The sequence below is a fragment of the Streptomyces sp. NPDC048172 genome (genome assembly GCF_043202595.1).
GTDB lineage: Bacteria > Actinomycetota > Actinomycetes > Streptomycetales > Streptomycetaceae > Streptomyces.
The window spans coordinates 495,250-518,082 of the sequence record NZ_JBIDAT010000001.1 but is presented as its reverse complement, the minus strand read 5'-3'; the positions used below and the strand labels follow the sequence as shown (position 1 = coordinate 518,082).

The window sequence follows — 22,833 nt, the reverse complement described above, 5'->3', positions numbered from 1 at the left end:
GGACACGCCTCACGAATTGCGGCCACGGAAGCGCCGACGGTCTCCCCCGGCGGACGCCGCAGGGGCGTCCGCGAGGTGGACGACCGGGTCGTCGGCGCCGCCCTCGCGGCCCGCGACCACGGGCTTGGCGGCGCGGGCCGCCTTCGCGCGGTACTGGGCGGCGTCCGCGAGCCGGAAGAGGCGGCGGGCGCTGCGGACCTCGCCTATCGGATCGCCCGTGGAGGCCACCCCGCAGGCCACGCCCTCGCCCAGCTCCAGATCGGCCGCCCTGCGGCAGAGCTCGTCGGCCGCGCGTACGACCTCGTCGGCGGTGGGCCCGGCGGCCAGCAGGCAGAACTCGTCGCCGCCCAGCCGCCCCGCGAGCGCGCCGGGGAGCATCGCGCCGCACAGCGACAGGACCGAGCCGAAACGTTCCAGCAGTCTGTCGCCCGCCTCGTGCCCCTGCGCGTCGTTGACCCGCTTGAGGCCGTTGATGTCGCAGACCACGAGGCTCACGACGGTGCCGTGCGCGCGGTGCGACTCCACCGCCTCGTCCAGCCGCGCGTCCACGGCCCGCCGGTTGGCCAGGCCCGTCAGCGGGTCGGAGAACGCGAGGCGGCGGATCTCCTCCAGGTGCTCGTCCTGCGCGAGCCCCGAGGCGATGATCGCCGCCAGCACCGTCGCAAACGCGGCGTCGCCCCGGTCGAAGGCGGGCTCCCCCGCGCGGCGGGCGACGTGCAGCTCGCCCCACGCCCGCCCGTGCAGCACCAGCGGCGCGACGACGCACGAGCCGCGCCCGCGGCGGCGCAGCGCGTTGGACCGCCCCGAGAACGCGTCGTCCCGGGTGCCGACCCAGGCGTGCGGCTCGCCGCCGCCGCCCGCCCACTCCTCGTGCAGGAACTCGGTGATCTCGGGGAAGTCGTGCACCGGGTACGACTCGTCGGCCGGGAACTCCTCCTCGCCCTCGGCCAGCTCCCCCACGTTCACCAGCACCCGCAGCCGTCCGCGGTCCCGCTCCCAGCAGGAGATCGCCGCGAACGAGCCGCCCAGCGCCTCCCGCGCCCCGCGCGCCGCGGCGTGCGCCAGCGCACGGTGCGGCAGGTGCGGCAGGCCGAACGCGGCGCCGCGCGGCACGGGCGAGGCGGTGTGCGCCGCCGCCATCGCCTGTGCCAGCCCCACCACGGCACAGAGCCGCGCGTCCGCGTCGTCTCCCATTCGGCCCATACGACCAAGATTAGGAGGCTTCGCCCCGTTCCGCCGTATGGACCCGTGCACGGAGGGTCACCGCGTCGCTCAGCGGCCCGGCCACTCCGGCTTCCGCTTCTCGTTGAACGCCGCGACGCCCTCGGCCCGGTCCCCCGAGAAGGCGACCGTGCGCCAGGCCGCGTCCTCGACCTCAAGACCGGCCCGCAGGTCCATGCCCCAGCCCGTACGCAGCGCGCGCTTGGCGGCGCGCAGCCCGACGGGCGAGTGCGCGGCGATACGGGCGGCGAGGCCCAGCGCCTCCTCGCGGTCCTGCCCCGCCTCGTCCGTGAGCTGGTCGACGAGCCCCAGCTCACGGGCCTCGGCGGCCTCCACCCGGCGCGCGGAGAAGATCAGCTCGGCGGCGCGCGCGGCGCCCACGCGGCGCGGCAGCAGCTGCGTGCCGCCCCCGCCCGGGATCACGCCGACCGACACCTCGGGCAGCCCGACCACGGCCGTCGGGTCGGCGACGATCAGGTCGCAGGAGAGCGCCAGCTCGAAGCCGCCGCCCAGCGCGTACCCGTGGACGGCCGCGACCGTCGGCACGGGCAGCTCCAGCACGCTGGTGTACGCGGCGCGCGTGTACGGCCGCTGCTGGCCCAGCTCGGCGTCGCTGAGCGAGTTGCGCTCCTTGAGGTCGGCGCCGACGCAGAACGCGCGCTCATGGGTGGAGGTCAGGACGACGGCGCGGACGTCGCTGTCCGCGGAGAGATCCGCGCAGGCCCTGGTGAGGGCGCGGGCGAGGTCGGTCGAGATCGCGTTCATGGCCTTCGGCCGGTCCAGCACCAGCTCCGCGACATGCGCCTCCGGGTTCCTCCGGACGCCGACCCACTCTCCGTAACGCTCTTCGGTCTGAGTCATGGCCGCACCCTACGTTTCGCCACGCCCCTGGAGCAGCCCCGGAGGGGCGCTTCAGGGGCGCGGGCCTGTGTCCCCTATGCGGCTCCGCCGCGGGGCGCGACCGGTCCAAGACTTTTGGGCTTGCCCACTCAGGGGCGCGGGGAACTGCGCGACAAGCCACGACGCGGCGACAGCCCGCAAACCACAGCCCGGGGCACCCCGAACCCGGCCCAGTTGCGCGGGACACCCGGCGCAGGGGGCTGCGCTTGCCAACCCTGCGCCTTGCGCAGACTTCCCAAGCACAGCCGAGGGAGAAGCGCAGAACTCCCAAGCACAGCGGGGCGGAGGGAGAAGCGCAGACGTGCTCCGTCAGGGGCGCAGCCCCAAGGTCAGCGGCGGCGGAGGAGCCAGGGTTCTACTACGCCTAGGCCACGGACAGGTCGCTGATAGAGCGGCTGGAGGGCGAACCGGAAGCCCGAGAGGTCCTCGCTCTCCTTCTCGGACTCCGGGGCATCCCCGGAGGCGGTCAGCTCTGCCCGTACGGCACCGTCGACCAGGACCGTGTCCTTGGGCGCTATCGAGGTCAGACGGCTGGCGAGGTTGACCGTGTTGCCGAAGACGTCGCCCATACGGGTCGTCATCGTGCCGAAGGCGAGGCCGACGCGCAGCTCGGGCATCGTCTCGTCGTTCGCCATGGTCTCGATCAGCCGCAGCCCGATCTCCGCTGCGGTGCCCGCGTCGTCCGCGACGTAGAGGATCTCGTCGCCGAGGGCCTTGATGAGACGGCCGCCGTGCGCGGCGACCAGGTCGGCCGAGGTCGTCTCGAACGCCTCCACCAGCTCGCCCAGTTCGTCGTCCTCCAGCCGCCGCGTCAGCCGCGTGAAGCCCACGAGGTCGGCGAAGCCGATGGCCTGGCGCCGGTCGACCATCTCCTCGTCGTCCTGCGCCTGGACGACGCGGCCCGTCGCGGCGGCGAGCTGGCGCCGCCAGACGTAGACGAGGAACTCCTCCAGCTCCGGCAGCAGCAGCTGCACCAGCGGATACGTGACCTCGTTGCGCGTCATGCCCGGCTCGGGCGGCTCGGTGAGGCCCTCCAGGAACGAGTCGATCTGCCAGTCCGCGAGCCGCGCCGTGGTCTGCCCCGTCGAACGCGCGACCTGCACGGCCATCGACTCGCTCAGCAGCCCGGCCTCGACCAGGCCCGCGAGGCGCCGCAGCGCCAGCACGTCCGCCTCGGTCAGGGCACGGGCCTGGCCGACGTCGGCGAAGCCCATGGCCCGCCAGAAGCGGGAGGCCAGCTCCATCGAGACGCCCGCGGCCCGCGCGGCCTGGAACGGGGTGTACTGGCGCTCCGAGCCGAGGATCAGCTCCTCGATGCGGAGCGCGCTGGGGTCCTCCTCGCCGTCGGGGTCGACGGGCCCGGGCCCGGGATCGGGCGGCTCGGCGGTCTCGGCGGGACCGGCACCGTTCGTACCGGCGTCGGCCCGAGCCCCGTCCCCATCTCCGTCCCCGTCCTCTGCGGACGCGGAAGCGTACGTACGCGCGGGCGTGCCCGGATCATCCACGGTCACTGCCCGCCCCTTGCACCCCTCGCGGCGTACCGTCGTCCCTGCGCACGACCCTTCCGTTCCTCTTGCTCAGCCTCATCCGGCCACTTCTCAGCGCCGAGCCCACCATACGGCAGTTGTGCGATAGCTCACTCTCCGGCCGTGGGGCGCAGGTGCACGATGTCACCCGCCGCGACCGGGCGCTGCACGCCCTGCGCCGAGGCGATCACCAGCCGTCCGTCCCCGTCCACGGCGACCGCCTCGCCGGTCAGCTCCTCACCGCCGGGCAGCTCCGCCCGTACCGTACGGCCGAGTGTCACGCATCCGGCGGCATATGCCTCCAGCAGCACGCTCGACGCCGGATCGCCGTCGGCCGCGGTCCAGCGGCCGTACCAGTCCTCGACGGCGCGCAGGACGGCGCGCAGCAGCGGATCGCGGTCCGTGCCCTGCGCGCCCGCCAGCGCGAGGGAGCCCGCGGTCGGCACGGGCAGCTCGTCGGCGCTCAGCGTGACGTTCAGGCCGATGCCGAGGACGACCGCGTCGCCGCCGGGGGTGTCGACGCGCTCGGCGAGGATGCCGCCGATCTTGCGCTCCTCGCCCTCGACGCGGGCGAGTACGTCGTTGGGCCACTTGAGCCCCGTGTCGACCCCCGCGGTGCGGGCGAGGGCGCCCGCCACGGCCACGCCCGCGAGCAGCGGGATCCAGCCCCAGCGCTCGGCCGGGGGCTCGGGGCGCAGCAGCGTCGAGAAGAAGAGACCGGAGCGCGGCGGGGCGCTCCACCCCCGGTCCAGCCGCCCGCGGCCCGCGGTCTGCTCCTCCGCGACCAGGACGGTGCCGGGGTCGGCCTCGCCCTTACGCGCACGGGCCGCCAGCTCTGTGTTGGTGGACCCGATGCTCTCCACGACGTCGAGTGCCGTGACCAGTGAGTCCTCCCGTACGAGCGCTCTGCGCAGCGCGCTCGCGTTCAACGGTGGCCGTTCCAGATCGGACCAGCGATTCCGGGGCACCTCAGAGTCAGCCATCCCCCCAGGCTAGGCGCCCCCCACCCCTCAGGGCTCACCCCCTCAGACCTCGCCCTCAGAGGCGCGCCGGGCCCAAGACGTCGGAGCTTGCCCCTTCTCCCCAGGGGCGCGGGGCTGTGTCCGTTTTGCGGCTCCGCCGCGTGGGCGCGCCGGGTCCAAGACTTCGGGGCTTGCCCCTCCAGGGGCGCGGGGAACTGCGCGCCCAGCCACGACGCGGCGGCAGCCCGCGAAGCACAGCCCGGGGCAACCCGGGCGCGGCCCTTGCACGCGGGGCACCCGGCGCAGGGGGCTGCGCTTGCCAACCCTGCGCCTTGCGCAGACTTCCCAAGCTTCGCGGAGGGAGAAGCGCAGACTTCCCAAGCACAGCGGAGGGAGAAGCGCAGGCCTGCCAAGCGCAGTGGGGCGGAGGGAGAAGTCGGCTGGGCCTCTCGTGGCGAGCGGAATGTGGTCAACGCCGCACCGTCAGAGCGCACGCGCGCCGATAACCTACGAACCGGTAGCCACCCGATGACGAGTAGGAGCGCCCCGCTGATGTCAGAGCAGGCGAGCCCCCTGAGCAGCCCGGACATCCACACCACCGCGGGCAAGATCGCGGATTTCGAGCGGCGTACCGCGGAGGCGGTGCACGCGGGCTCGGAGCGCGCGGTGGAGAAGCAGCACGCCAAGGGCAAGCTGACGGCCCGCGAGCGGGTGGAACTGCTGCTCGACGAGGGCTCGTTCACCGAGCTGGACGAGTTCGCCCGGCACCGGTCGACCAACTTCGGGCTGGAGAAGAACCGCCCGTACGGGGACGGGGTCGTCACCGGATACGGAACCGTGGACGGCCGCCCCGTCTGCGTGTTCTCGCAGGACTTCACCATTTTCGGCGGCGCCCTCGGCGAGGTCTACGGCGAGAAGATCGTCAAGGTCATGGACTTCGCGCTGAAGACCGGCTGTCCGGTCATCGGCATCAACGACGGCGGCGGCGCCCGTATCCAGGAGGGCGTCGCGGCGCTCGGCCTGTTCGCGGAGATCTTCCGCCGTAACGTGCACGCCTCCGGCGTGATCCCGCAGATCAGCCTGGTTCTCGGGCCCTGCGCGGGCGGCGCGGTCTACTCCCCGGCGATCACGGACTTCACGGTGATGGTCGACCAGACCTCGCACATGTTCATCACGGGCCCGGACGTCATCAAGACGGTCACCGGTGAGGACGTCGGCTTCGAGGAGCTGGGCGGCGCCCGTACGCACAACACGACGTCCGGCGTCGCGCACCACATGGCGGGCGACGAGAAGGACGCGATCGAGTACGTCAAGGCGCTGCTGTCCTATCTGCCGTCCAACAACCTGTCCGAGCCGCCGGTCTTCCCCGAGGAGGCGGACCTGGAGACCTCGGACGAGGACCGCGAGCTGGACACGCTGATCCCGGACTCGGCGAACCAGCCGTACGACATGCACGGCGTGATCGAGCACGTGGTGGACGACGGGGAGTTCCTGGAGACCCAGGCCCTGTTCGCGCCGAACATCGTCACCGGCTTCGGCCGGATCGAGGGCCAGGCGGTGGGCATCGTCGCCAACCAGCCGCTCCAGTTCGCCGGGTGCCTCAACATCGACGCGAGCGAGAAGGCAGCGCGCTTCGTGCGCACCTGCGACGCGTTCAACGTGCCGGTGATCACCTTCGTCGACGTCCCGGGCTTCCTGCCGGGCACCGACCAGGAGTACGACGGCATCATCCGCCGCGGCGCCAAGCTGATCTACGCCTACGCGGAGGCGACCGTCCCGCTGGTCACGGTCATCACCCGCAAGGCGTTCGGCGGCGCGTACGACGTCATGGGCTCCAAGCACCTCGGCGCCGATCTCAACTTCGCCTGGCCGACCGCGCAGATCGCCGTCATGGGCGCCCAGGGCGCGGTCAACATCCTGCACCGCAGGACGCTCGCCGCCGCGCCGGACGAGGGCCGCGAGGAGCTGCGCGAGAACCTCACCCAGGAGTACGAGGACACGCTGCTGAACCCGTACGTCGCGGCCGAGAGGGGTTACGTGGACGCCGTGATCCGGCCGTCCGAGACCCGCCGCCACATCACCCGCGGCCTGCGCACGCTGCGCTCCAAGCGGGAGCAGCTCCCGCCCAAGAAGCACGGCAACATCCCGCTCTGACACCCCACAGCGAGCGCGTCGAGGAGGCAGCGCCATGATCAAGGTCGTACGAGGCAATCCGACACCGGAGGAGCTGGCCGCCACCCTGGCGGTGGTCAGAGTGCGGGCCGCCGCCGCGGCCACGACGGAGCCCGTGGGCGCCGTGCGCGACGCGTGGTCCGACCCGGCCCGCACCGTGCCGGGACGCGTCCCCGCGCCGGGCCCCGCCGCCTGGCGCCGCTCCTTCTGGCCCGGCTGACGGCCCGATCTGAGTACGCGTACTCAGGCGCCGGCGGGGTGTTCCGTTCCATCATCGATCGATGCTGTGGTCGGACCCCCGTGACGAGCCGTCCAAGGAAACCCGCGCGGCCCAGACGAAACTACAGCGCCTGTACTGGGTGCTGCCGGTCGTGGTCGCCGTCGTGATGCTGCTGCTTCACGCGAGTAACGTGTGAGCGCCGCACGGGCACGTACGAGCGTGCCGGAGCCGCTCGTACGATGGCGGCCATGACCGACTCAGCACCCCGCCCGCGCCCCCGCCTCGTGCTCGCCTCCGCCTCGCCCGCCCGCCTCGGCCTGCTCCGGCAGGCGGGGCTCGCGCCCGACGTGATCGTGAGCGGGGTGGACGAGGAGGCGCTGACGGCGCCGGACCCGGCCTCGCTGGCGCGGGTGCTCGCCGAGGCGAAGGCGGCGGCGGTCGCGGCGCGGCCCGAGGCCGCGGGCGCGCTCGTCGTCGGCTGCGACTCGGTGCTGGAGCTGGACGGCGAGGCGCTGGGCAAGCCCGCGGACGCCGAGGAGGCCACGGCCCGCTGGAAGGCCATGCGGGGCCGCGCGGGGATCCTCAGGACCGGCCACTGCGTCATCGACACCCGCGAGGGCGGCGGCCGTACGTCGGCGACCGCGTCCACCGTGGTCCGCTTCGGGGAGCCGACGGACGCGGAGATCGCGGCCTACGTGGCCAGCGGCGAACCCCTCCATGTGGCGGGCGCGTTCACCCTGGACGGCCGCTCGGCGCCGTTCGTCGACGGCATCGAGGGCGATCACGGCAACGTCCTCGGCCTCTCGATGCCGAAGCTGCGCGCGCTCCTGGCCGAACTGGACATCGCGATCACCGACTTGTGGGCGTGAGCGGATGCGGACGCTGCCCACGGTGGAGTTGACGTTCCGGGGAGAGCTGGCACCGCCCGAGGAGGGCGACGCGCTGGCCTGTCTCTCGCTCTCCCCGCACGGCGAGCCCGTCGCGCTGTGGACGGCGCCCGCGGACCACGGGGAACAGACCGCCAAGGACACCCTGCCGAACGGGGTGCGGGTGCCGAGGACGCGGCTGGGCCGCGGCGTTCCGATGCGGTTCGTGACGTACCGGCCCGAGCCGGTGGTGACCGCGCTGGAGACCGCGCTGGCCGTCCCGCACGCCCAGCCGCTCTCCGGCGGCCGGGTCCTGGTGGTGGGCGCGCGCTGCGCGTACAGCCCCGAGGAGGGCCCGGAGCGCAACGCCGAGATCCACGGCGCGGACGGACGCCTGCTGGCGCGGGGCACGTTGGGCGACGGGATCGCCTCCGTCCGCACCGACACGGACGACGGCATCTGGGTCGGCTACTTCGACGAGGGCATCTTCGGGAACAACGGCTGGGGCAGCCCGGACGGCCCCGCCCCGATCGGCTCCGACGGCCTGGTCAGGTTCACCGACGACCTCACCCGGGACGGCCGCCCCCTCCCCGGCAACGGCCCCTGGGGGCTGCCCGCCGAAAGCCCCCGCGTGGCCCTGGAGTCCACCACCCTGTGGACGTCCTTCCACAACATGCGCGAACGCGTCCTGGTCCGCTTCGACCCGTCCGAGGACGGGGAGACCCGCCGGGGCTGGAGCCTGGAGGGGACGGGCGGGGGCTGGGCCGTCCCCCTGGGGCAGGACCGTACGGTCGCCCAGGTGGGCGGGGAGGACGGGCACGACGTGCTGACGTACACCACCCTGGAGGACGACGGCCGGGCCGTCCCCGGTGCCCGCTTCCGCCTGACCCTGCCCGGCGGCGAGCCGTTGGGGAGGGTCAGGGGCCACGGCCACGCGGGCGTCCTGCACATGTTCAGCGGGACCACGTGGTGGAGCGCCGACCTGGAGCGTCGGCCTCAGTGAGCCTGAGCCTGCGCCGGGGCGCCGTACCAGGTCAGGGACCAGACGATGAGGCCCAGGACGGCCATCATGAACAGGAACGCGGTCCAGCCGACGAGCCCGATCGAGAAGGCGCCCAGCAGCCCGTGGACGACCGCGCAACTGATCAGGGCGATACGGAAGAAGCCCAGCGGCGACTTGTCCCGCACGGCGCTGCGCGCCAGTATCAGCGCGCATCCGGCGAGATAGCCTCCGATGAGCGCGGCGCCGATCCAGGCGGACGCCGTCATCGCTCTCGGGTCGATGCCCGCGAGGGACATGTCCTGCTCGTCAACGACCTTGCCCAGGAAGAGGTTGACCAGTACGAGGACGACCGCCTCCAGGGTCAGCGCGAGCGCCGCCGCCGCGGCGACCGTTCTCCTGTGCCCCAGTCTCTTCACGGCGCGCACGCTACTCACGGGTACGGGGCGGGGCAAGGGGTGGGACGCAGCGCAAAGTTTCTTCCAGCGTTTCATAGGGATCCCACAAAGAAGCCGCCCCGGACCCTGGGTGGGGGCACAGAGAGCAAGACCACATCCCGGGGTCGGCGGGCGAACGCGAAAACCCGGCGTACCTTGGAACGACGGGGGACAAGGCTCCCGTGGTACCGACGGGTGACACTCTGTGTGGGCAAGCTCACCCCCCTTGGCGGCTCGGCGTGGGGTGTCGCCAGTACCTAAACTCAGCTTGTTTCAAGGAGGGAGCCATCGTGCGCAAGGTGCTCATCGCCAATCGCGGCGAGATCGCGGTCCGCGTGGCCCGCGCGTGCCGGGACGCGGGAATCGCGAGCGTCGCTGTTTATGCCGAGCCGGACCGGGACGCGCTCCATGTCCGGGTGGCCGATGAGGCATACGCCCTGGGCGGTGACACCCCGGCGGCGAGCTACCTGGACGTCGCCAAGGTGCTCAGGGCCGCCGCCGACGCGGGAGCGGACGCCGTCCACCCCGGTTACGGGTTCCTGTCGGAGAACGCCGAGTTCGCGCAGGCCGTCCTGGACGCGGGCCTGACCTGGATCGGCCCGCCGCCGCAGGCCATCCGCGACCTGGGCGACAAGGTCGCCGCGCGGCACATCGCGCAGCGCGCGGGCGCCCCGCTGGTGGCGGGGACCAAGGACCCGGTCTCGGGCTCCGAGGAGGTCGTCGCCTTCGCCGAGGAGAACGGCCTGCCCATCGCCATCAAGGCCGCCTTCGGCGGCGGCGGTCGCGGCCTGAAGGTCGCCCGCACGCTGGAGGAGGTCCCCGAGCTGTACGACTCGGCGGTGCGCGAGGCCGTGGCCGCCTTCGGCCGCGGCGAGTGCTTCGTCGAGCGCTACCTGGACCGTCCCCGGCACGTGGAGACCCAGTGCCTGGCGGACAAGCACGGGAACGTCGTGGTCGTCTCGACCCGTGACTGCTCCCTGCAGCGCCGCCACCAGAAGCTCGTCGAGGAGGCCCCGGCGCCGTTCCTGACGGACGAGCAGAACGCCGAGCTGTACCGCGCGTCCAAGGCGATCCTGCGCGAGGCGGGCTACGAGGGCGCGGGCACCTGCGAGTTCCTCGTGGGCCAGGACGGCACGATCTCCTTCCTGGAGGTCAACACCCGGCTGCAGGTCGAGCACCCGGTGACCGAGGAGGTCGCGGGCATCGACCTGGTGCGCGAGATGTTCCGGATCGCCGACGGCGAGGAGCTGGGGTACGACGATCCGGCGCTGCGCGGTCACTCCTTCGAGTTCCGCATCAACGGCGAGGACCCGGGCCGCAACTTCCTCCCGGCTCCCGGCACCGTCACCACCTTCGACCCGCCGACCGGCCCCGGCGTGCGGCTCGACGCGGGCGTGGAGTCCGGCTCGGTCATCGGCCCGGCCTGGGACTCGCTGCTGGCCAAGCTCATCGTCACCGGCTCGACCCGCCGCCAGGCCCTGGAGCGGGCGGCGCGGGCGCTCGACGAGTTCGAGGTCACCGGGATGGCCACCGCGATCCCCTTCCACCGGACCGTGGTCCGCGACGCCGCGTTCGCGCCGGAGGTCAGCGGGCGCGAAGGCGAGCCGTTCGACGTCCACACCCGGTGGATCGAGACGGAGTTCGTCAACGAGATCCCGGCCTACGTGGCGCCCGGCGCCGGCGTGGAGGAGGAGACCGACGACGAGGGCTCCCGCGAGACCGTCGTCGTCGAGGTCGGCGGCAAGCGCCTGGAGGTCTCGCTGCCCTCCTCGCTGGGCATGCCGCTGGCCCGCGCCGCGATCGAGGGCGGGGCGCGCAAGCCGCGCCGCAAGGCCGCCAAGAAGTCCGGCTCCGCCGCCTCCGGTGACGCCCTCGCCTCTCCGATGCAGGGCACGATCGTCAAGGTCGCCGTCGAGGAGGGCCAGCACGTCGAGGAGGGCGAACTCGTCGTCGTACTGGAGGCGATGAAGATGGAGCAGCCGCTCAACGCCCACCGCGCGGGCACCGTCAAGGACCTCAGCGCCGAGATCGGCGCCTCGGTCTCCTCCGGCGCGGTCATCTGCGAGATCAAGGACTGACCTCGCGAGCCGAGGACTGACCTCGCGGGTCGAGGACCGGCCCCGTACGCCCGAATGCGCCCGCCCCGTCCGTACGAGGCGGGCGCACCCGGAATCGGGAGACCGCGGGTCAGCGGCGGCGGGGAGCCAGGTCGGCGACCCGGGGGGACTTCGCCGGAGCCGGTCCGTCCGGCAGCGACGTCGCACTCCGCAGCTGAGTCGGCGGCGGGGGTGTGGAACTCCCGCCTCCGCCCGGCGGATTCGGATTCCGCCGGGGTCCCGGCATCTGGACGTCCCGCATCTCGCGCCGTTCCTCACCCGCCGGGGGCGGTGCGGAGCGCACCGGTCCCGCGACGGCGATCTGCACGCCCCTGTCGGCCAGCGCCTGCAGCTCCGTCTCCGCACGGTCGTCGTGCGGCGGGGGCTCGTCGGTGACCAGCCGGGTGATGAGATCCGTCGGTACGGTCTGGAACATCGTGTCGGTACCGAGCTTCGTGTGGTCGGCCAGGACCACGACCTCCGCCGCCGCCTGCACCAGCGCACGGTCCACGCTCGCGGAGAGCATGTTGGACGTGGACAGGCCGCGCTCGGCCGTCAGCCCGCTCCCCGAGAGGAACGCGCGGGAGACACGCAGCCCGTGCAGGGACTGCTCGGCACCGCTGCCGACCAGCGCGTAGTTGGAACCGCGCAGGGTGCCTCCGGTCATGACGACCTCGACCCGGTTGGCGTGTGCCAGCGCCTGGGCGACCAGCAGCGAGTTGGTGACGACGGTCAGGCCGGGGACGCGTGCGAGACGCCGCGCCAGCTCCTGCGTCGTCGTCCCGGCACCGACGACGACGGCCTCGCCCTCTCCGACGAGGCCCGCGGCGAGATCGGCGATGGCCGTCTTCTCCGCGGTCGCTAGATGGGATTTCTGTGGGAAGCCGGACTCCCGGGAGAAGCCACCCGGGAGCACGGCACCGCCGTGTCGGCGGTCGAGCAGTCCTTCTGCCTCCAGCGCCCGTACGTCACGACGCACGGTCACTTCTGAGGTCTGGACGACGCGGGCGAGCTCACGGAGCGAGACAGCCCCGTTAGCTCGCACCATTTCAAGGATCAATTGACGACGTTCCGCAGCGAACACGAAACTGACAGTAACGCCAACGACCATCTGCTTTCAGCAGTTTGCGCCGATTAACCGAAGTTGTTCGTACACGGACCCTTGGTGTGGTAGAGGACCTACTCGGCAGTCTTCCGCGTGTGGAGCTGACGCGCGACCTCGGCGATCGAGCCGGTCAGGGACGGGTACACAGTGAAGGCGTTCGCGATCTGTTCCACTGTCAGATTGTTGTCGACCGCGATCGAGATGGGATGGATCAGCTCACTGGCCCGCGGCGCGACGACCACACCGCCGACCACGATGCCGGTGCCGGGGCGGCAGAAGAGCTTCACGAAGCCGTCGCGGATGCCCTGCATCTTGGCGCGCGGGTTGCGCAGCAGCGGCAGCTTCACGACGCGGGCGTCGATCTTCCCGTTGTCCACGTCCGCCTGGCTGTAGCCGACGGTGGCGATCTCCGGGTCCGTGAAGACGTTCGCGGAGACGGCCCGGAGGTTGAGCGGCGCCACCGCGTCGCCCAGGAAGTGGTACATCGCGATCCGGCCCTGCATCGCGGCGACGGACGCGAGCGCGAAGACGCCGGTGCAGTCACCCGCCGCGTAGACCCCGGGGGCCGAGGTGCGGGACACCTTGTCGGTGCGGATGTGCCCGGAGTCCTTGAGCGTGACCCCGGCCTCCTCCAGGCCCATGTCCGCCGTGTTGGGGATCGCGCCGACGGCGACCAGGCAGTGCGAGCCCGTGATCGTACGCCCGTCCTGCAGCGTGACCTCGACGCGGTCGCCGACGCGCTTGGCGGACTGCGCGCGGGACCGGCTCATCACGTTCATCCCGCGCCGCCGGAAGACGTCCTCCAGCACGGCCGCCGCGTCCGGGTCCTCGCCCGGCAGCACGCGGTCGCGCGAGGAGACGAGGGTGACCTGCGAGCCCAACGCCTGGTAGGCGCCCGCGAACTCGGCACCGGTGACGCCGGAGCCGACCACGATCAGCTCCTCGGGGAGCTCCTCCAGGTCGTACACCTGCGTCCAGTTGAGGATCCGCTCGCCGTCGGGGAGGGCGTCGGGGATCTCGCGCGGGTGGCCGCCGGTGGCGACGAGCACGGCGTCGGCGGTCAGCTCCTGGGACGTGGAGTCGGCGGCGGTGACGGTGATCCGCCGCGAGCCGTCCGTGGCCTGCCCCGGCTCCAGCCGCGCGCGCCCGCGCATCACGCGGACACCCGCGCGGGTGACGGAGGCCGTGATGTCGTGCGACTGCGCCAGCGCGAGGCGCTTCACGCGGCGGTTGACCTTCCCCAGGTCGACGCCGACGACGCGCGCCGGGTCGTCCGGGTCGTGCGTCGTGTCCTCGACGCGGATGCCCAGCTCCTCGTACGAGGAGTCGAAGTTGGTCATCACCTCGGCGGTGGCGATGAGCGTCTTGGACGGCACGCAGTCGGTGAGCACCGAGGCACCACCGAGACCGTCGCAGTCCACGACGGTCACCTCCGCGCCGAGCTGCGCCGCGACCAGCGCAGCCTCGTATCCGCCAGGTCCGCCACCGATGATCACGATCCGAGTCACATACTCCATTCTCCCGCACGCGCCATCCGCCCACCCGGCGGGGGTTCGGGTCGGGCGTGACGCCCGTGTGAAAGAGAGGACCGTGTGGGTCGGCGTACCCTCGTGCGCATGTCGCTCTATGCCGCCTACGCCGGCAACCTCGACGCACGGCTCATGTCGCGCCGCGCCCCGCACTCCCCGCTGCGCGGCACGGGGTGGGTCACCGACTGGCGGCTCACCTTCGGCGGCGAGCACATGGGCTGGGACGGTGCGCTGGCCACGATGGTCGAGGCGCCACGCGCCCAGATCTTCGTCGCGCTCTACGACATCGCGCCGATGGACGAGGACTCCATGGACCGCTGGGAGGGCGTCGGCCTCGACATCTACCGGCGGATGCGCGTCCGCGTGCACACCCTCGACGGCGACGAGCCCGCGTGGTGCTACGTGCTCAACGGGTACGAGGGCGGCCTGCCCTCCGCCCGCTACCTCGGGGACATCGCCGACGCCGCCGAGTCCGCGGGCGCCCCGCACGACTACGTCATGGAGCTGCGGAAGCGTCCGTGCTGAGGTCCGTCGCGTAGTGCGCGAGCGCCGCGCGGTACTCCCGTACGGACGGGTCTTCGCTGGTGTCCGCGAGGAGGACCAGGAGCAGCCGCATGGCCTCCTCGTGCGCCCCCGTGTTGTGCAGCGCCATCGCGAGGAACGCGCGCAGCGCGCCGTCCTCCGGGTACGCCCCGGCGGCCTCGCGCAGCAGGGCGACGGCCCGTTCGTGCGCGCCCAGCACGCGGTACGTGCTGCCGAGGCCGAGCAGCGCGCCCCGGCGGTCGTCGTCGGTGAGGGGCGGGTCCTGCGCCGCCAGCGCGCGCTCGTAGAAGGGCACCGCCTCGCGCTCCAGGCCGAGCACGTCGTGGGCCCACGCGGTCTGGTAGGCGATCTCGGCGTCCTCCGGACGGTCCGCGCTCAGCGCGAGCAGGCGCTGCCGCGCCGTCTCCCGCTCCCCGGCGCCCCGGAGTCGTACGGCCTCGGCGAGCGCCTCGTCCCTGTTCCCGCTGTCCCCGCTCCCTGTGATCGCCACGGGGCGGAGTCTACGCACGGCGTTCGCGCAGGGCTCTGACCTTGTGGCGGTTGCCGCAGCGCTCCATCGAGCACCAGCGGCGGCGGCCGGGGCGCGAGGTGTCCACGTAGACCAGCGCGCAGTTCTCGCCGGAGCAGACCCGGACGCGGTGCGCGTACGGGCCGGTCAGGAGCTCGACCGCGTCGCGCGCGACCGTCGCGAGCAGCGCGGTGCCGTCGGCGGGCACGGCCCAGTGCCGCTCCGCGCCGTCCGCCGCGAGGACGGGGACGAGCGGGGGGTGCGCCGCCGCGCCGTTGAGCACGGCCACGTCGGCGGCGGACGGCTCCGCGCCGCCCGCGCGGGCCGTGGCGGCGCGGAAGAGGGCGTCGCGCAGCTCCCGTGCGGCGGCGACCTCGCTCTCCGCGATGTCCAGCACGGGCGTCGGCGTCAGCCGGGAGCGCTCGGCCCACGCGGCGAGGTCGGCGGGGCCGTGCAGCATCTCGAACCGCCTGTACGGGCCCGGGCCGCCGGTCGTCAGCAGCTCCAGGCTGAGCGCGCCGGGGTCGAAGCGGAAGGGCGCGCCGGTGAAGGGACGCATCAGGATCCCGGGGCCCGCTGCCCCGGTGCTTGCCGTCGAGTCCATGTAACTAGTATAACCAGTTACATGACGGCACTGAACTGGAAACTGGTCATCGACTCCCAGGACGCCCCCGCCCTCGCGGACTTCTGGGCGGCCGCGCTCGGGTACGAGGTGGAGGACCCGAGCCCCCTCATCGGACAGCTCCTCGCGGCGGGGCACATCGGCGAGGAGCTGGTCGCCGAGCACGGGGGCCGGAAGATCTTCCGGGGCCTCGCGGGGATCCGGCACCCGGAGGACCCGTTCGACGAGGCGAGCGGGGTCGGCAAGGGGCGTCGCCTCCTCTTCCAGGACGTGCCGGAGGAGAAGACCGTCAAGAACCGGCTCCACGTCGATGTGCACGCGGGCCCGGACGGCCCCGAGGGACCCGAGGACACGGACGCGCTCGTCGACCGCCTGGAGAAGCTGGGCGCCACCCGCGTCCGCGAGGTCGACCAGGGCCCGGCGGGCCGCTGGTTCGTGATGCGCGACCCGGAGGGCAACGAGTTCTGCGCGGCGTAGCCCTTCGGGGGGCCGCCGTCCCTTGCCCGTGCCCTCTTTCCGGGCCCCGGGCAGGGGGTGCCCCGGCTGTGCCTCGCGGGCGTCCGGTTTCGTCGTGGCTTGTCGCGCAGTTCCCCGCGCCCCTGAAGGGGCGCCCGGAGAGCCCCGGGTGATCGTCCGACCGGGCCGCGGGGGCCCCTGTCGTATCGTCCGGACTTGGCGCTGCCGTCTACGCGCGTAGGCCGAGACGGGCTACGCTCGTCGCGTGAACGCATCTCCCACTACGCACACCGACGACGACCCGTACCGTTCCGCCGACGCCGCCGCCGCGCGGTTGCGGGAGCTGACCGGGGCCGACAGCCATGACGTCGCCCTCGTGATGGGCTCGGGCTGGGTGCCCGCAGCGGACGCGCTCGGCGAGCCCGAGCACGAGTTCGCGGTGACCGAGCTGCCCGGCTTCCCGCCCCCCGCCGTCGCGGGCCACTCCGGGACCATCCGCTCGCACCGGATCGGCGACAAGCGCGCGCTCGTCTTCCTCGGCCGTACGCACTACTACGAGGGGCGCGGGGTCGCCGCCGTCGCGCACGGCGTGCGGACCGCCGTCGCCGCGGGCTGCAAGACCGTCGTGCTGACGAACGGCTGCGGCGGGCTCCGCGCGGGCATGCGCCCCGGTCAGCCGGTGCTCATCAGCGACCACATCAACCTCACGGCCACCTCGCCCATCGTCGGCGCAAACTTCGTCGACCTCACCGACCTCTACTCGCCCCGGCTGCGCACGCTCTGCCAGGAGATCGACCCCTCCCTGGAGGAGGGCGTCTACGTCCAGCTCCCCGGGCCGCACTACGAGACGCCCGCCGAGATCGGTTTCCTGCGCACCATCGGCGGAGACCTCGTGGGCATGTCCACCGTCCTGGAGGCCATCGCGGCGCGCGAGGCGGGGGCCGAGGTGCTCGGCGTCTCCCTCGTGACGAACCTGGCCGCCGGGATGACGGGCGAGCCGCTCAACCACGAGGAGGTCCTCCAGGCGGGCAAGGACTCCGCCACGCGGATGGGGGCGCTCCTCGCACAGGTCCTGGAGCGGGTCTGAGCCCGGCACTCCCCCACTACGAGAGGTGACCGACGTGACCACCGACGCGACCGACTCGACCGGCGCTGACCACGTCATCCAGGCGGCCCGCACCTGGCTGGCCGAGGACCCCGACCCGGAGACCCGCGAGGAGCTGGCGAAACTCATCGAGGCGGAGGCGCTGGACGAGCTGCGCGACCGCTTCTCCGGCACCCTGCAGTTCGGCACGGCCGGGCTCCGGGGCGAGCTGGGCGCGGGGCCGATGCGGATGAACCGCGCCGTGGTCGTGCGCGCCGCGGCCGGGATCGCCGCGTATCTGCGCCGTACGGCGCGGAGCGACGGCCTCGTCGTGATCGGCTACGACGCCCGGTACAAGAGCCTCGACTTCGCGCGCGACACCGCCGCCGTGATGGTCGGCGCCGGACTGCGGGCCGCGCTGCTGCCGGAGCCGCTGCCGACGCCGGTGCTGGCGTACGCCATCGGGCATCTGGGCGCCGCCGCCGGGATCATGGTCACGGCCAGCCACAACCCGCCGCGGGACAACGGGTACAAGGTCTATCTCGGCGACCGTACGCAGATCGTGCCGCCCGTCGACGCGGAGATCGCCGCCGACATCGCCGCCGTCGGCCCGCTCGCCGGGGTGCCGCGCCCCGGCTCCGGCTGGGAGGTGCTGGGCGAGGACCTGCTCGACGCGTATCTCGCCCGTACCGGCGCCGTCCTCACCGAGGGCTCGCCGCGCGATTTGCGTACGGTGCACACGGCGATGCACGGCGTCGGCTCCCGCACGGTGCGGCTCGCGTTCGAGCGCGCGGGCTTCCCCTCGCCGGTGCCGGTGGCCGCGCAGGCCGAGCCCGACCCGGACTTCCCCACCGTCGCGTTCCCCAACCCGGAGGAGCCCGGCGCGATGGACCTCGCGTTCGCCACGGCGCGCGAGATGGCGGGCGGGCCGCCCGACGTGATCCTCGCGAACGACCCGGACGCGGACCGCTGCGCCGTCGCCGTCCCCGACCCGGAGTCCGAGGCCGGGTGGCGGATGCTCCGCGGCGACCAGGTGGGCGCGCTGCTGGCCACGCACCTGATCCACAAGCGGGCGCGGGGCACGTTCGCGACGACGATCGTCTCCTCGTCGCTGCTCTCCCGCATCGCCCGCGCGGCCGGGCTGCCGTACGAGGAGACGCTGACCGGCTTCAAGTGGCTCGCCCGCGTGGACGGTCTGCGCTACGGCTACGAGGAGGCGCTCGGCTACGCCGTGGACCCCGACGGCGTCCGCGACAAGGACGGCGTCACCGCGGCGCTGCTCGTCGCCGAACTGGCCGCCGAGCTCAAGCAGGCGGGGCGGACGCTGGGCGAACTGCTCGACGACATCGATGTCGAGTACGGCGTCCACGCCACCGACCAGCTCTCGGTGCGCGTCGAGGACCTGTCGCTCATCGCCGACGCCATGGTGCGGCTGCGCGGGAACCCGCCGCGGACGCTCGCGGGGCTGCGCGTGGAGCGGGCCGAGGACCTCAGCGAGGGCTCGGAGAGCCTGCCCCCGACCGACGGCCTGCGCTACCACCTGGCGGGCGACGCGGAGCGCGGCATCGGCTCCGGGCGCGTGGTCGCGCGCCCGAGCGGCACGGAGCCCAAGCTCAAGTGCTACCTGGAGGTCGTGGTGCCGGTGGACGGCGCCGACGGGCTGCGGGACGCGCGGGCGCTGGCGGCGGACGTGCTCGCCGCCGTGAAGCGGGACCTGGCGGAGGCGGCGGGGGTCCCGGCCCCCTGAGGCCCGCGCCCGCTACGGCTGGGGCGGAATAGGCGTCGGGGACGGGAGGTTGTCCCGCACATGTGGAGCAGCGAGCAACTCGACCTCGACGCCTATCTCGCCCACCTCGGACACGAGGGCGACCGTTCCCCGACGCTGGAGACCCTGCGCGCCGTGCACCGGGCGCACGTCCTGACCGTCCGCTGGGACACGCTCGACAGCTTCCTCCACCACGAGGTCCGCCTCGACCTGCCGACGGTCCAGGAGAAGCTGCTCCGCCAGGGCCGCGGGGGTTACTGCTACGAGCACGCGACGCTCTACGCCGCGGCCCTGGAGAAGCTCGGCTTCCGCTTCACCGCCGTCTCCGGCCGTATCCAGATGGGCGCCGACAACCCCCGCCCCGCGACGCACGCGATGCTCCTCGTCGAGCTGGACGGCGTCCGCTGGCTGACCGACATCGGCTTCGGCGCCAGCCCGCTGGCCCCCATCGAGCTCAGGGACGGCGCCCGGCTGACGGCCGACGACGGGCGGTCGTACGAACTGCGGCACGAGGCGGTCGTCGGCGCCGACCCCGGCTGGGCGCTCTACGAGCAGCCGGACGACCCGGAGAAGCGGCTGCGCCGCCACATCTTCACCGAGAACCCGCAGTACCCGGTGGACTACGCGGTGGGAAACCACTTCGTGGCCTCGAACGCGCGCTCCCCGTTCGTCATCCGCCCCTTCGTCCAGCGCCTCCGCACCGACCGCCTCGACCAGCTCGACGCGCTCGTCTGGACGACCGAGCGCCCCGGCCGGGAGCCGGTCAAGGAGACGGTCCGGGCGGACGAGGTGCCCAAGCTGCTCGCCGACGTCTTCGACATCCGCGTCGCCCGGGACGAGGCGGAGCTGCTGGTGAGCAGGCTGACGGCGCTCGTGCCGTAGACCCGGCGCACCGGCGCGCCCGGGTTGTCAACTCCCTTGCCGTGCATCAGACTTCGGGAGGCATGAGGCAGCCCAGGAGGGCCGTGCGAGACAGGGCGTGGTGGCTCCTGCTCGTCTTCTTCCTCGCCGTGGGGGCCGCCTGGGTCGCGGCGAGCAGCACCTCGTTCGTGAGGGACTCGGCGCTGGCGGACGCGATGGGGATCTCGCTGACCGCGCTGTTGGCGCTGGGCCTCACCGTCTACACGATCATCGACACCCGCCGGGCCAGGCGGTCGGACAGGCTGCGCCGCCTGGCCGACTTCAAGAACGAGGTCGACGAGCGCCTCTACCAGGCGCCACAGGGCTGGTTCGCGGGATCCGACAACGTCGTCCCGGTCGGCTACCGGGTCTCCGGCCGTACCCCGCGGACCGTGACGGAGCCGCTCGGCAGTTGCTTCCAAGGGCTGCCGGCGGGGCGGCACCGCCTGGTGATCCTCGGCGAACCCGGCTCGGGCAAGACCGTCGCCGCCACCCAGCTCATGGCGTACCTCATGGCGGGATGGCAGGAGGGGCAGCCGGTCCCCGTACGCGTCTCGCTGTCCACCTGGAACACCCGGCGCACGCTGGAGGAGTGGCTCACCGACCATCTGACGGCGTCCGGCCTCACCCCCTCCAGGCCCGACGCGCGCGAGCTGCTCGACAACAGGCTCGTCCTGCCGATCCTCGACGGGCTGGACGAGATGGATCCGCCCGATGTCCCCGCCCGGGAGTCCCGCGCGCTGGAGGCGCTGAGGCAGCTCAACGAGGGCTACGGCGGAAGGACAGGCCGGGCACCGCTCGTAGTGGTATGCCGCAGGAAGCGCTACGCCGAGCTGGCGGCGAAGGAGCGGCTGCGCCAGGCCACCACCGTCACGCTCCAGCCGCTCGACAGCGAGCAGCAGCTCGAATTCCTCCGTCAGAGCGGCCTGGAGGACGACTCCGGGGACTGGCTGCCCGAATGGCGCGGCGTCGCCGGGGCTCTCACCTGGAGCGGCACTCCGCGAGGACTCGCCGCCGTGCTGCGCACCCCGCTGCTGATGTCCCTGCTCATCACCGCGTACACCGAGAAGGACGAGCACCACAGCCCCCTGCGCTCCCCGGACGACCTGCTCGCCATGGCTCCGGCCGAGGTTCACGACCATCTGCTCGGCCTCTACACCCGCGTGGCAGCCGCGTCGTTCAACCGTCACCAGGCCCGGGCGCACAGGCGGCGGCGCGACCCCGAGCGGGTCGAGCGGCAGCTCGCCCTGCTCGCGCGGCGCATGCGGGAGAGCAGCCGCCCCGGAAACGCCCCGGCCAGCGGGAACGGGCGGGACGCCGAGGACGAGGTGGTCGCAGAGACGGACCTTGTCCTGCACCGTCTCTGGCGGCTCGGCCGCGCGGACCCGGGCGTCGCGGAGGGCCTCCTCCAGGCCCTCGTCTTCCTCGGCTCGATCATGCTGGCCCGAAGGCTCGGCCTGTACCTTCCGCAGGATCTGACCTCGTTCGCCGCGCTGGCCGCGGTGCTGTGGTACGTGTGGCTGCCCCAGGTCACCACCGCCCGCCGCAGGCCCGTGCCGCGCCAGCTCCACTGGGGTCGCCTGCCCGACTGGCGGTTCGTCGTCCCGGTGCTCTTCTGGACGGCCTCGCTCGCCCTCTACCTGTGGGACGGGCTGCGCGATCAGCCGGCGCTGTACGGGGCCATCCTGTTCGGCTATTTCGCGCCGATCCCCGTCTGGTGGGCCAGCAGACCGATCGGGGACCATCCGCAGGCCACCCTCACCGGACCGCGTGACCCGCTGCGCGCCGAGCTGCGCTACGCCCTGGCCATGGCGGCCAGCGCCTCGCTGGCGTTCGGGGCGATCGCCTCGGACGTGATGGACTCCAGCGTGGGCTTCGCCTACGGCATCACGCTCACGACACTGCCGGCGTTGAGCCACTACGCCCCCGGCTGGCTGCGCTACCTCGGGTTCAAGTCCGAGACGAGCCGCCTGCTGCCTCCTCGGCTGGGCGCGTTCCTCGACTGGAACTGCGAAGCGGGCATCCTGCGCGTGGAGGGATTCGCGTACCAGTTCCGCCACCGCGAGCTCCAGGACTGGCTCGCGAGAAGCGGACCGGCGGGACCGGCGGACCGAGAGCCGGAGCCCGCCTCCTAACCCGTGGCGAGCAGCACGGCCAGGGCGATGGCGCCGACGAGGGCCGGGCCCACGACCTCGTACGCCCAGCGCACCGCGACGCCGCCCTGCGCCGCCTCGCTCTCGGCGTGCTGGTCCAGCAGCTCGCGCAGCTCGTCGACGGCCTGGTCGGAGGGGGCCCGCTTGTCGGACAGGTCGGCGGGGTTCGGCACGACCTCCGGGACGGCGCGGCCCCCGAGGCCGAAGACGCCGCCGGGGCGGGGCGCCGGGCCCTGGCCCGAGGCGATGCGCTCGTTGTGCCGGTTGGCCTTCTTCCGGGCGCGGAGCGAGACCGGGATCGCCCAGAGCTGGTACTTGGTGCCGTCGGCGACGACCTCGCTGGAGTACCCGGCCCGTACGGACTCGACGGCGCCCCACGGCACGGTGATCGTCCGGAACGGGTTGCGGATCCGCATCCGCGTGTCCCCCGCGTACACGGCGGGGCGCAGGGTGAACGCGATGACGAGCGGCGCGGCGCACACCAGCGCCGCGAGCGCGGTGAGGGGCGTACGGCCGTCACCGCTGAGCACGGCGTCCCCGACGAGCCAGACGCCCAGCGCCAGCAGCACCACGCCGCCCGCCATCGCGGCGGGCGACCGGTAGCACCGGTCGGCGAACTTCTGCTCCGGCTCGGTCTCCGGCGCCGGTTCCGACTCCGGCGCCGGTGGCTCCGGCGGCCCGTCCTCGCGCCGCCCCTCGCCGTTCTCTGCGTCCTCGCTCATACCGCCGATTCTGCCCGAAGCCCCGCCGGGTGGGCCCTGGCGGGGT

General features: G+C 73.1%; 22 protein-coding genes. 12 read left to right on the top strand and 10 right to left on the bottom strand.

What is annotated here, in order from left to right; genetic code table 11:
• Positions 1-9 precede the first annotated feature (9 nt).
• From ACGF3A_RS02435 to ACGF3A_RS02420, 4 genes are all read right to left on the bottom strand, one after another.
• Complete coding sequence (locus ACGF3A_RS02435) at positions 10-1,194, bottom strand: diguanylate cyclase domain-containing protein (protein WP_393727112.1); 1,185 nt, start codon at positions 1,192-1,194, stop codon at positions 10-12.
• A 78-nt stretch (positions 1,195-1,272) separates the two neighbouring features.
• Entirely contained in the window at positions 1,273-2,082 is an 810-nt protein-coding gene (locus ACGF3A_RS02430) for an enoyl-CoA hydratase/isomerase family protein (protein WP_393724926.1), read from the bottom strand.
• A gap of 368 nt (positions 2,083-2,450) precedes the next feature.
• Positions 2,451-3,632 carry an adenylate/guanylate cyclase domain-containing protein gene (locus ACGF3A_RS02425; protein ID WP_393724924.1) on the bottom strand — a complete coding sequence of 394 codons (1,182 nt, stop codon included), beginning with the start codon at positions 3,630-3,632 and terminating at the stop codon, positions 2,451-2,453.
• 125 nt (positions 3,633-3,757) lie between these two features.
• On the bottom strand, positions 3,758-4,630 hold the full coding sequence (locus ACGF3A_RS02420) for a biotin--[acetyl-CoA-carboxylase] ligase (protein WP_393724922.1): 873 nt from the start codon (positions 4,628-4,630) through the stop codon (positions 3,758-3,760).
• Between the two features lie 531 nt (positions 4,631-5,161).
• Between ACGF3A_RS02420 and ACGF3A_RS02415 the strand changes: the two genes are divergently transcribed.
• The 5 genes from ACGF3A_RS02415 (at position 5,162) to ACGF3A_RS02395 (ending at position 8,870) form a co-directional block, all read left to right on the top strand.
• Positions 5,162-6,763 carry an acyl-CoA carboxylase subunit beta gene (locus ACGF3A_RS02415; protein WP_393724920.1) on the top strand — a complete coding sequence of 534 codons (1,602 nt, stop codon included), beginning with the start codon at positions 5,162-5,164 and terminating at the stop codon, positions 6,761-6,763.
• A 34-nt stretch (positions 6,764-6,797) separates the two neighbouring features.
• Complete coding sequence (locus ACGF3A_RS02410; protein ID WP_393724918.1) at positions 6,798-7,001, top strand: acyl-CoA carboxylase subunit epsilon; 204 nt, start codon at positions 6,798-6,800, stop codon at positions 6,999-7,001.
• Positions 7,002-7,062: 61 nt separating this feature from the next.
• Positions 7,063-7,197: a morphogenic membrane protein MmpB gene (gene mmpB, locus ACGF3A_RS02405; RefSeq protein ID WP_393724916.1), complete on the top strand. Its 135-nt coding sequence runs from the start codon at positions 7,063-7,065 to the stop codon at positions 7,195-7,197.
• Between the two features lie 43 nt (positions 7,198-7,240).
• A complete protein-coding gene (locus tag ACGF3A_RS02400; protein ID WP_393724914.1) occupies positions 7,241-7,870 on the top strand; it encodes a Maf family protein in 630 nt (209 codons plus the stop codon).
• A 22-nt stretch (positions 7,871-7,892) separates the two neighbouring features.
• A complete protein-coding gene (locus tag ACGF3A_RS02395) occupies positions 7,893-8,870 on the top strand; it encodes a hypothetical protein (protein WP_393724912.1) in 978 nt (325 codons plus the stop codon).
• Here the strand turns inward: ACGF3A_RS02395 and ACGF3A_RS02390 are convergent.
• Positions 8,864-9,286 carry a hypothetical protein gene (locus tag ACGF3A_RS02390; protein WP_393724910.1) on the bottom strand — a complete coding sequence of 141 codons (423 nt, stop codon included), beginning with the start codon at positions 9,284-9,286 and terminating at the stop codon, positions 8,864-8,866. The two genes, ACGF3A_RS02395 and ACGF3A_RS02390, sit on opposite strands and share 7 nt — an antisense overlap.
• A 308-nt stretch (positions 9,287-9,594) precedes the next feature.
• Between ACGF3A_RS02390 and ACGF3A_RS02385 the strand changes: the two genes are divergently transcribed.
• Positions 9,595-11,382 (top strand): acetyl/propionyl/methylcrotonyl-CoA carboxylase subunit alpha, encoded by a 1,788-nt coding sequence (locus ACGF3A_RS02385; protein ID WP_393724909.1) that lies wholly within the window; start codon positions 9,595-9,597, stop codon positions 11,380-11,382.
• Positions 11,383-11,491: 109 nt separating this feature from the next.
• Here the strand turns inward: ACGF3A_RS02385 and ACGF3A_RS02380 are convergent, their stop codons facing one another.
• Complete coding sequence (locus tag ACGF3A_RS02380) at positions 11,492-12,448, bottom strand: DeoR/GlpR family DNA-binding transcription regulator (RefSeq protein ID WP_393724907.1); 957 nt, start codon at positions 12,446-12,448, stop codon at positions 11,492-11,494.
• Between the two features lie 131 nt (positions 12,449-12,579).
• Positions 12,580-14,022: an NAD(P)H-quinone dehydrogenase gene (locus tag ACGF3A_RS02375; protein WP_393724905.1), complete on the bottom strand. Its 1,443-nt coding sequence runs from the start codon at positions 14,020-14,022 to the stop codon at positions 12,580-12,582.
• Positions 14,023-14,121: 99 nt separating this feature from the next.
• On the opposite strand from ACGF3A_RS02375, the gene ACGF3A_RS02370 reads away from it, so the two are divergent.
• On the top strand, positions 14,122-14,559 hold the full coding sequence (locus tag ACGF3A_RS02370; protein ID WP_393724903.1) for a gamma-glutamylcyclotransferase: 438 nt from the start codon (positions 14,122-14,124) through the stop codon (positions 14,557-14,559).
• On the opposite strand, the gene ACGF3A_RS02365 is transcribed toward ACGF3A_RS02370, so the two are convergent.
• Together ACGF3A_RS02365 and ACGF3A_RS02360 are read right to left on the bottom strand one after the other, a co-directional pair.
• A complete protein-coding gene (locus tag ACGF3A_RS02365; RefSeq protein ID WP_393724901.1) occupies positions 14,531-15,067 on the bottom strand; it encodes a tetratricopeptide repeat protein in 537 nt (178 codons plus the stop codon). The genes ACGF3A_RS02370 and ACGF3A_RS02365 overlap by 29 nt on opposite strands.
• 10 nt (positions 15,068-15,077) lie before the next feature.
• Positions 15,078-15,689, bottom strand: a complete 612-nt coding sequence (locus ACGF3A_RS02360) for a CGNR zinc finger domain-containing protein (RefSeq protein WP_393724899.1) — start codon at positions 15,687-15,689, stop codon at positions 15,078-15,080.
• Between the two features lie 21 nt (positions 15,690-15,710).
• Between ACGF3A_RS02360 and ACGF3A_RS02355 the strand changes: the two genes are divergently transcribed.
• The 5 genes from ACGF3A_RS02355 (at position 15,711) to ACGF3A_RS02335 (ending at position 22,047) form a co-directional block, all read left to right on the top strand.
• The gene (locus ACGF3A_RS02355; RefSeq protein WP_393724897.1) at positions 15,711-16,184 is read left to right on the top strand and encodes a VOC family protein; all 474 of its coding nucleotides are present in this window, start codon (positions 15,711-15,713) and stop codon (positions 16,182-16,184) included.
• Positions 16,185-16,428: 244 nt separating this feature from the next.
• Positions 16,429-17,250 carry a purine-nucleoside phosphorylase gene (locus ACGF3A_RS02350; protein WP_393724895.1) on the top strand — a complete coding sequence of 274 codons (822 nt, stop codon included), beginning with the start codon at positions 16,429-16,431 and terminating at the stop codon, positions 17,248-17,250.
• A 34-nt stretch (positions 17,251-17,284) separates the two neighbouring features.
• Positions 17,285-18,994, top strand: coding sequence for a phospho-sugar mutase (locus ACGF3A_RS02345; RefSeq protein ID WP_393724893.1), 1,710 nt, complete (start codon positions 17,285-17,287; stop codon positions 18,992-18,994).
• A gap of 60 nt (positions 18,995-19,054) precedes the next feature.
• Positions 19,055-19,894 (top strand): arylamine N-acetyltransferase, encoded by an 840-nt coding sequence (locus ACGF3A_RS02340; protein ID WP_393724891.1) that lies wholly within the window; start codon positions 19,055-19,057, stop codon positions 19,892-19,894.
• A gap of 83 nt (positions 19,895-19,977) precedes the next feature.
• On the top strand, positions 19,978-22,047 hold the full coding sequence (locus ACGF3A_RS02335; protein ID WP_393724889.1) for an NACHT domain-containing protein: 2,070 nt from the start codon (positions 19,978-19,980) through the stop codon (positions 22,045-22,047).
• On the opposite strand, the gene ACGF3A_RS02330 is transcribed toward ACGF3A_RS02335, so the two are convergent.
• Positions 22,044-22,787, bottom strand: a complete 744-nt coding sequence (locus ACGF3A_RS02330; RefSeq protein WP_393724887.1) for a PH domain-containing protein — start codon at positions 22,785-22,787, stop codon at positions 22,044-22,046. The genes ACGF3A_RS02335 and ACGF3A_RS02330 overlap by 4 nt on opposite strands.
• Positions 22,788-22,833: the final 46 nt, after the last annotated feature.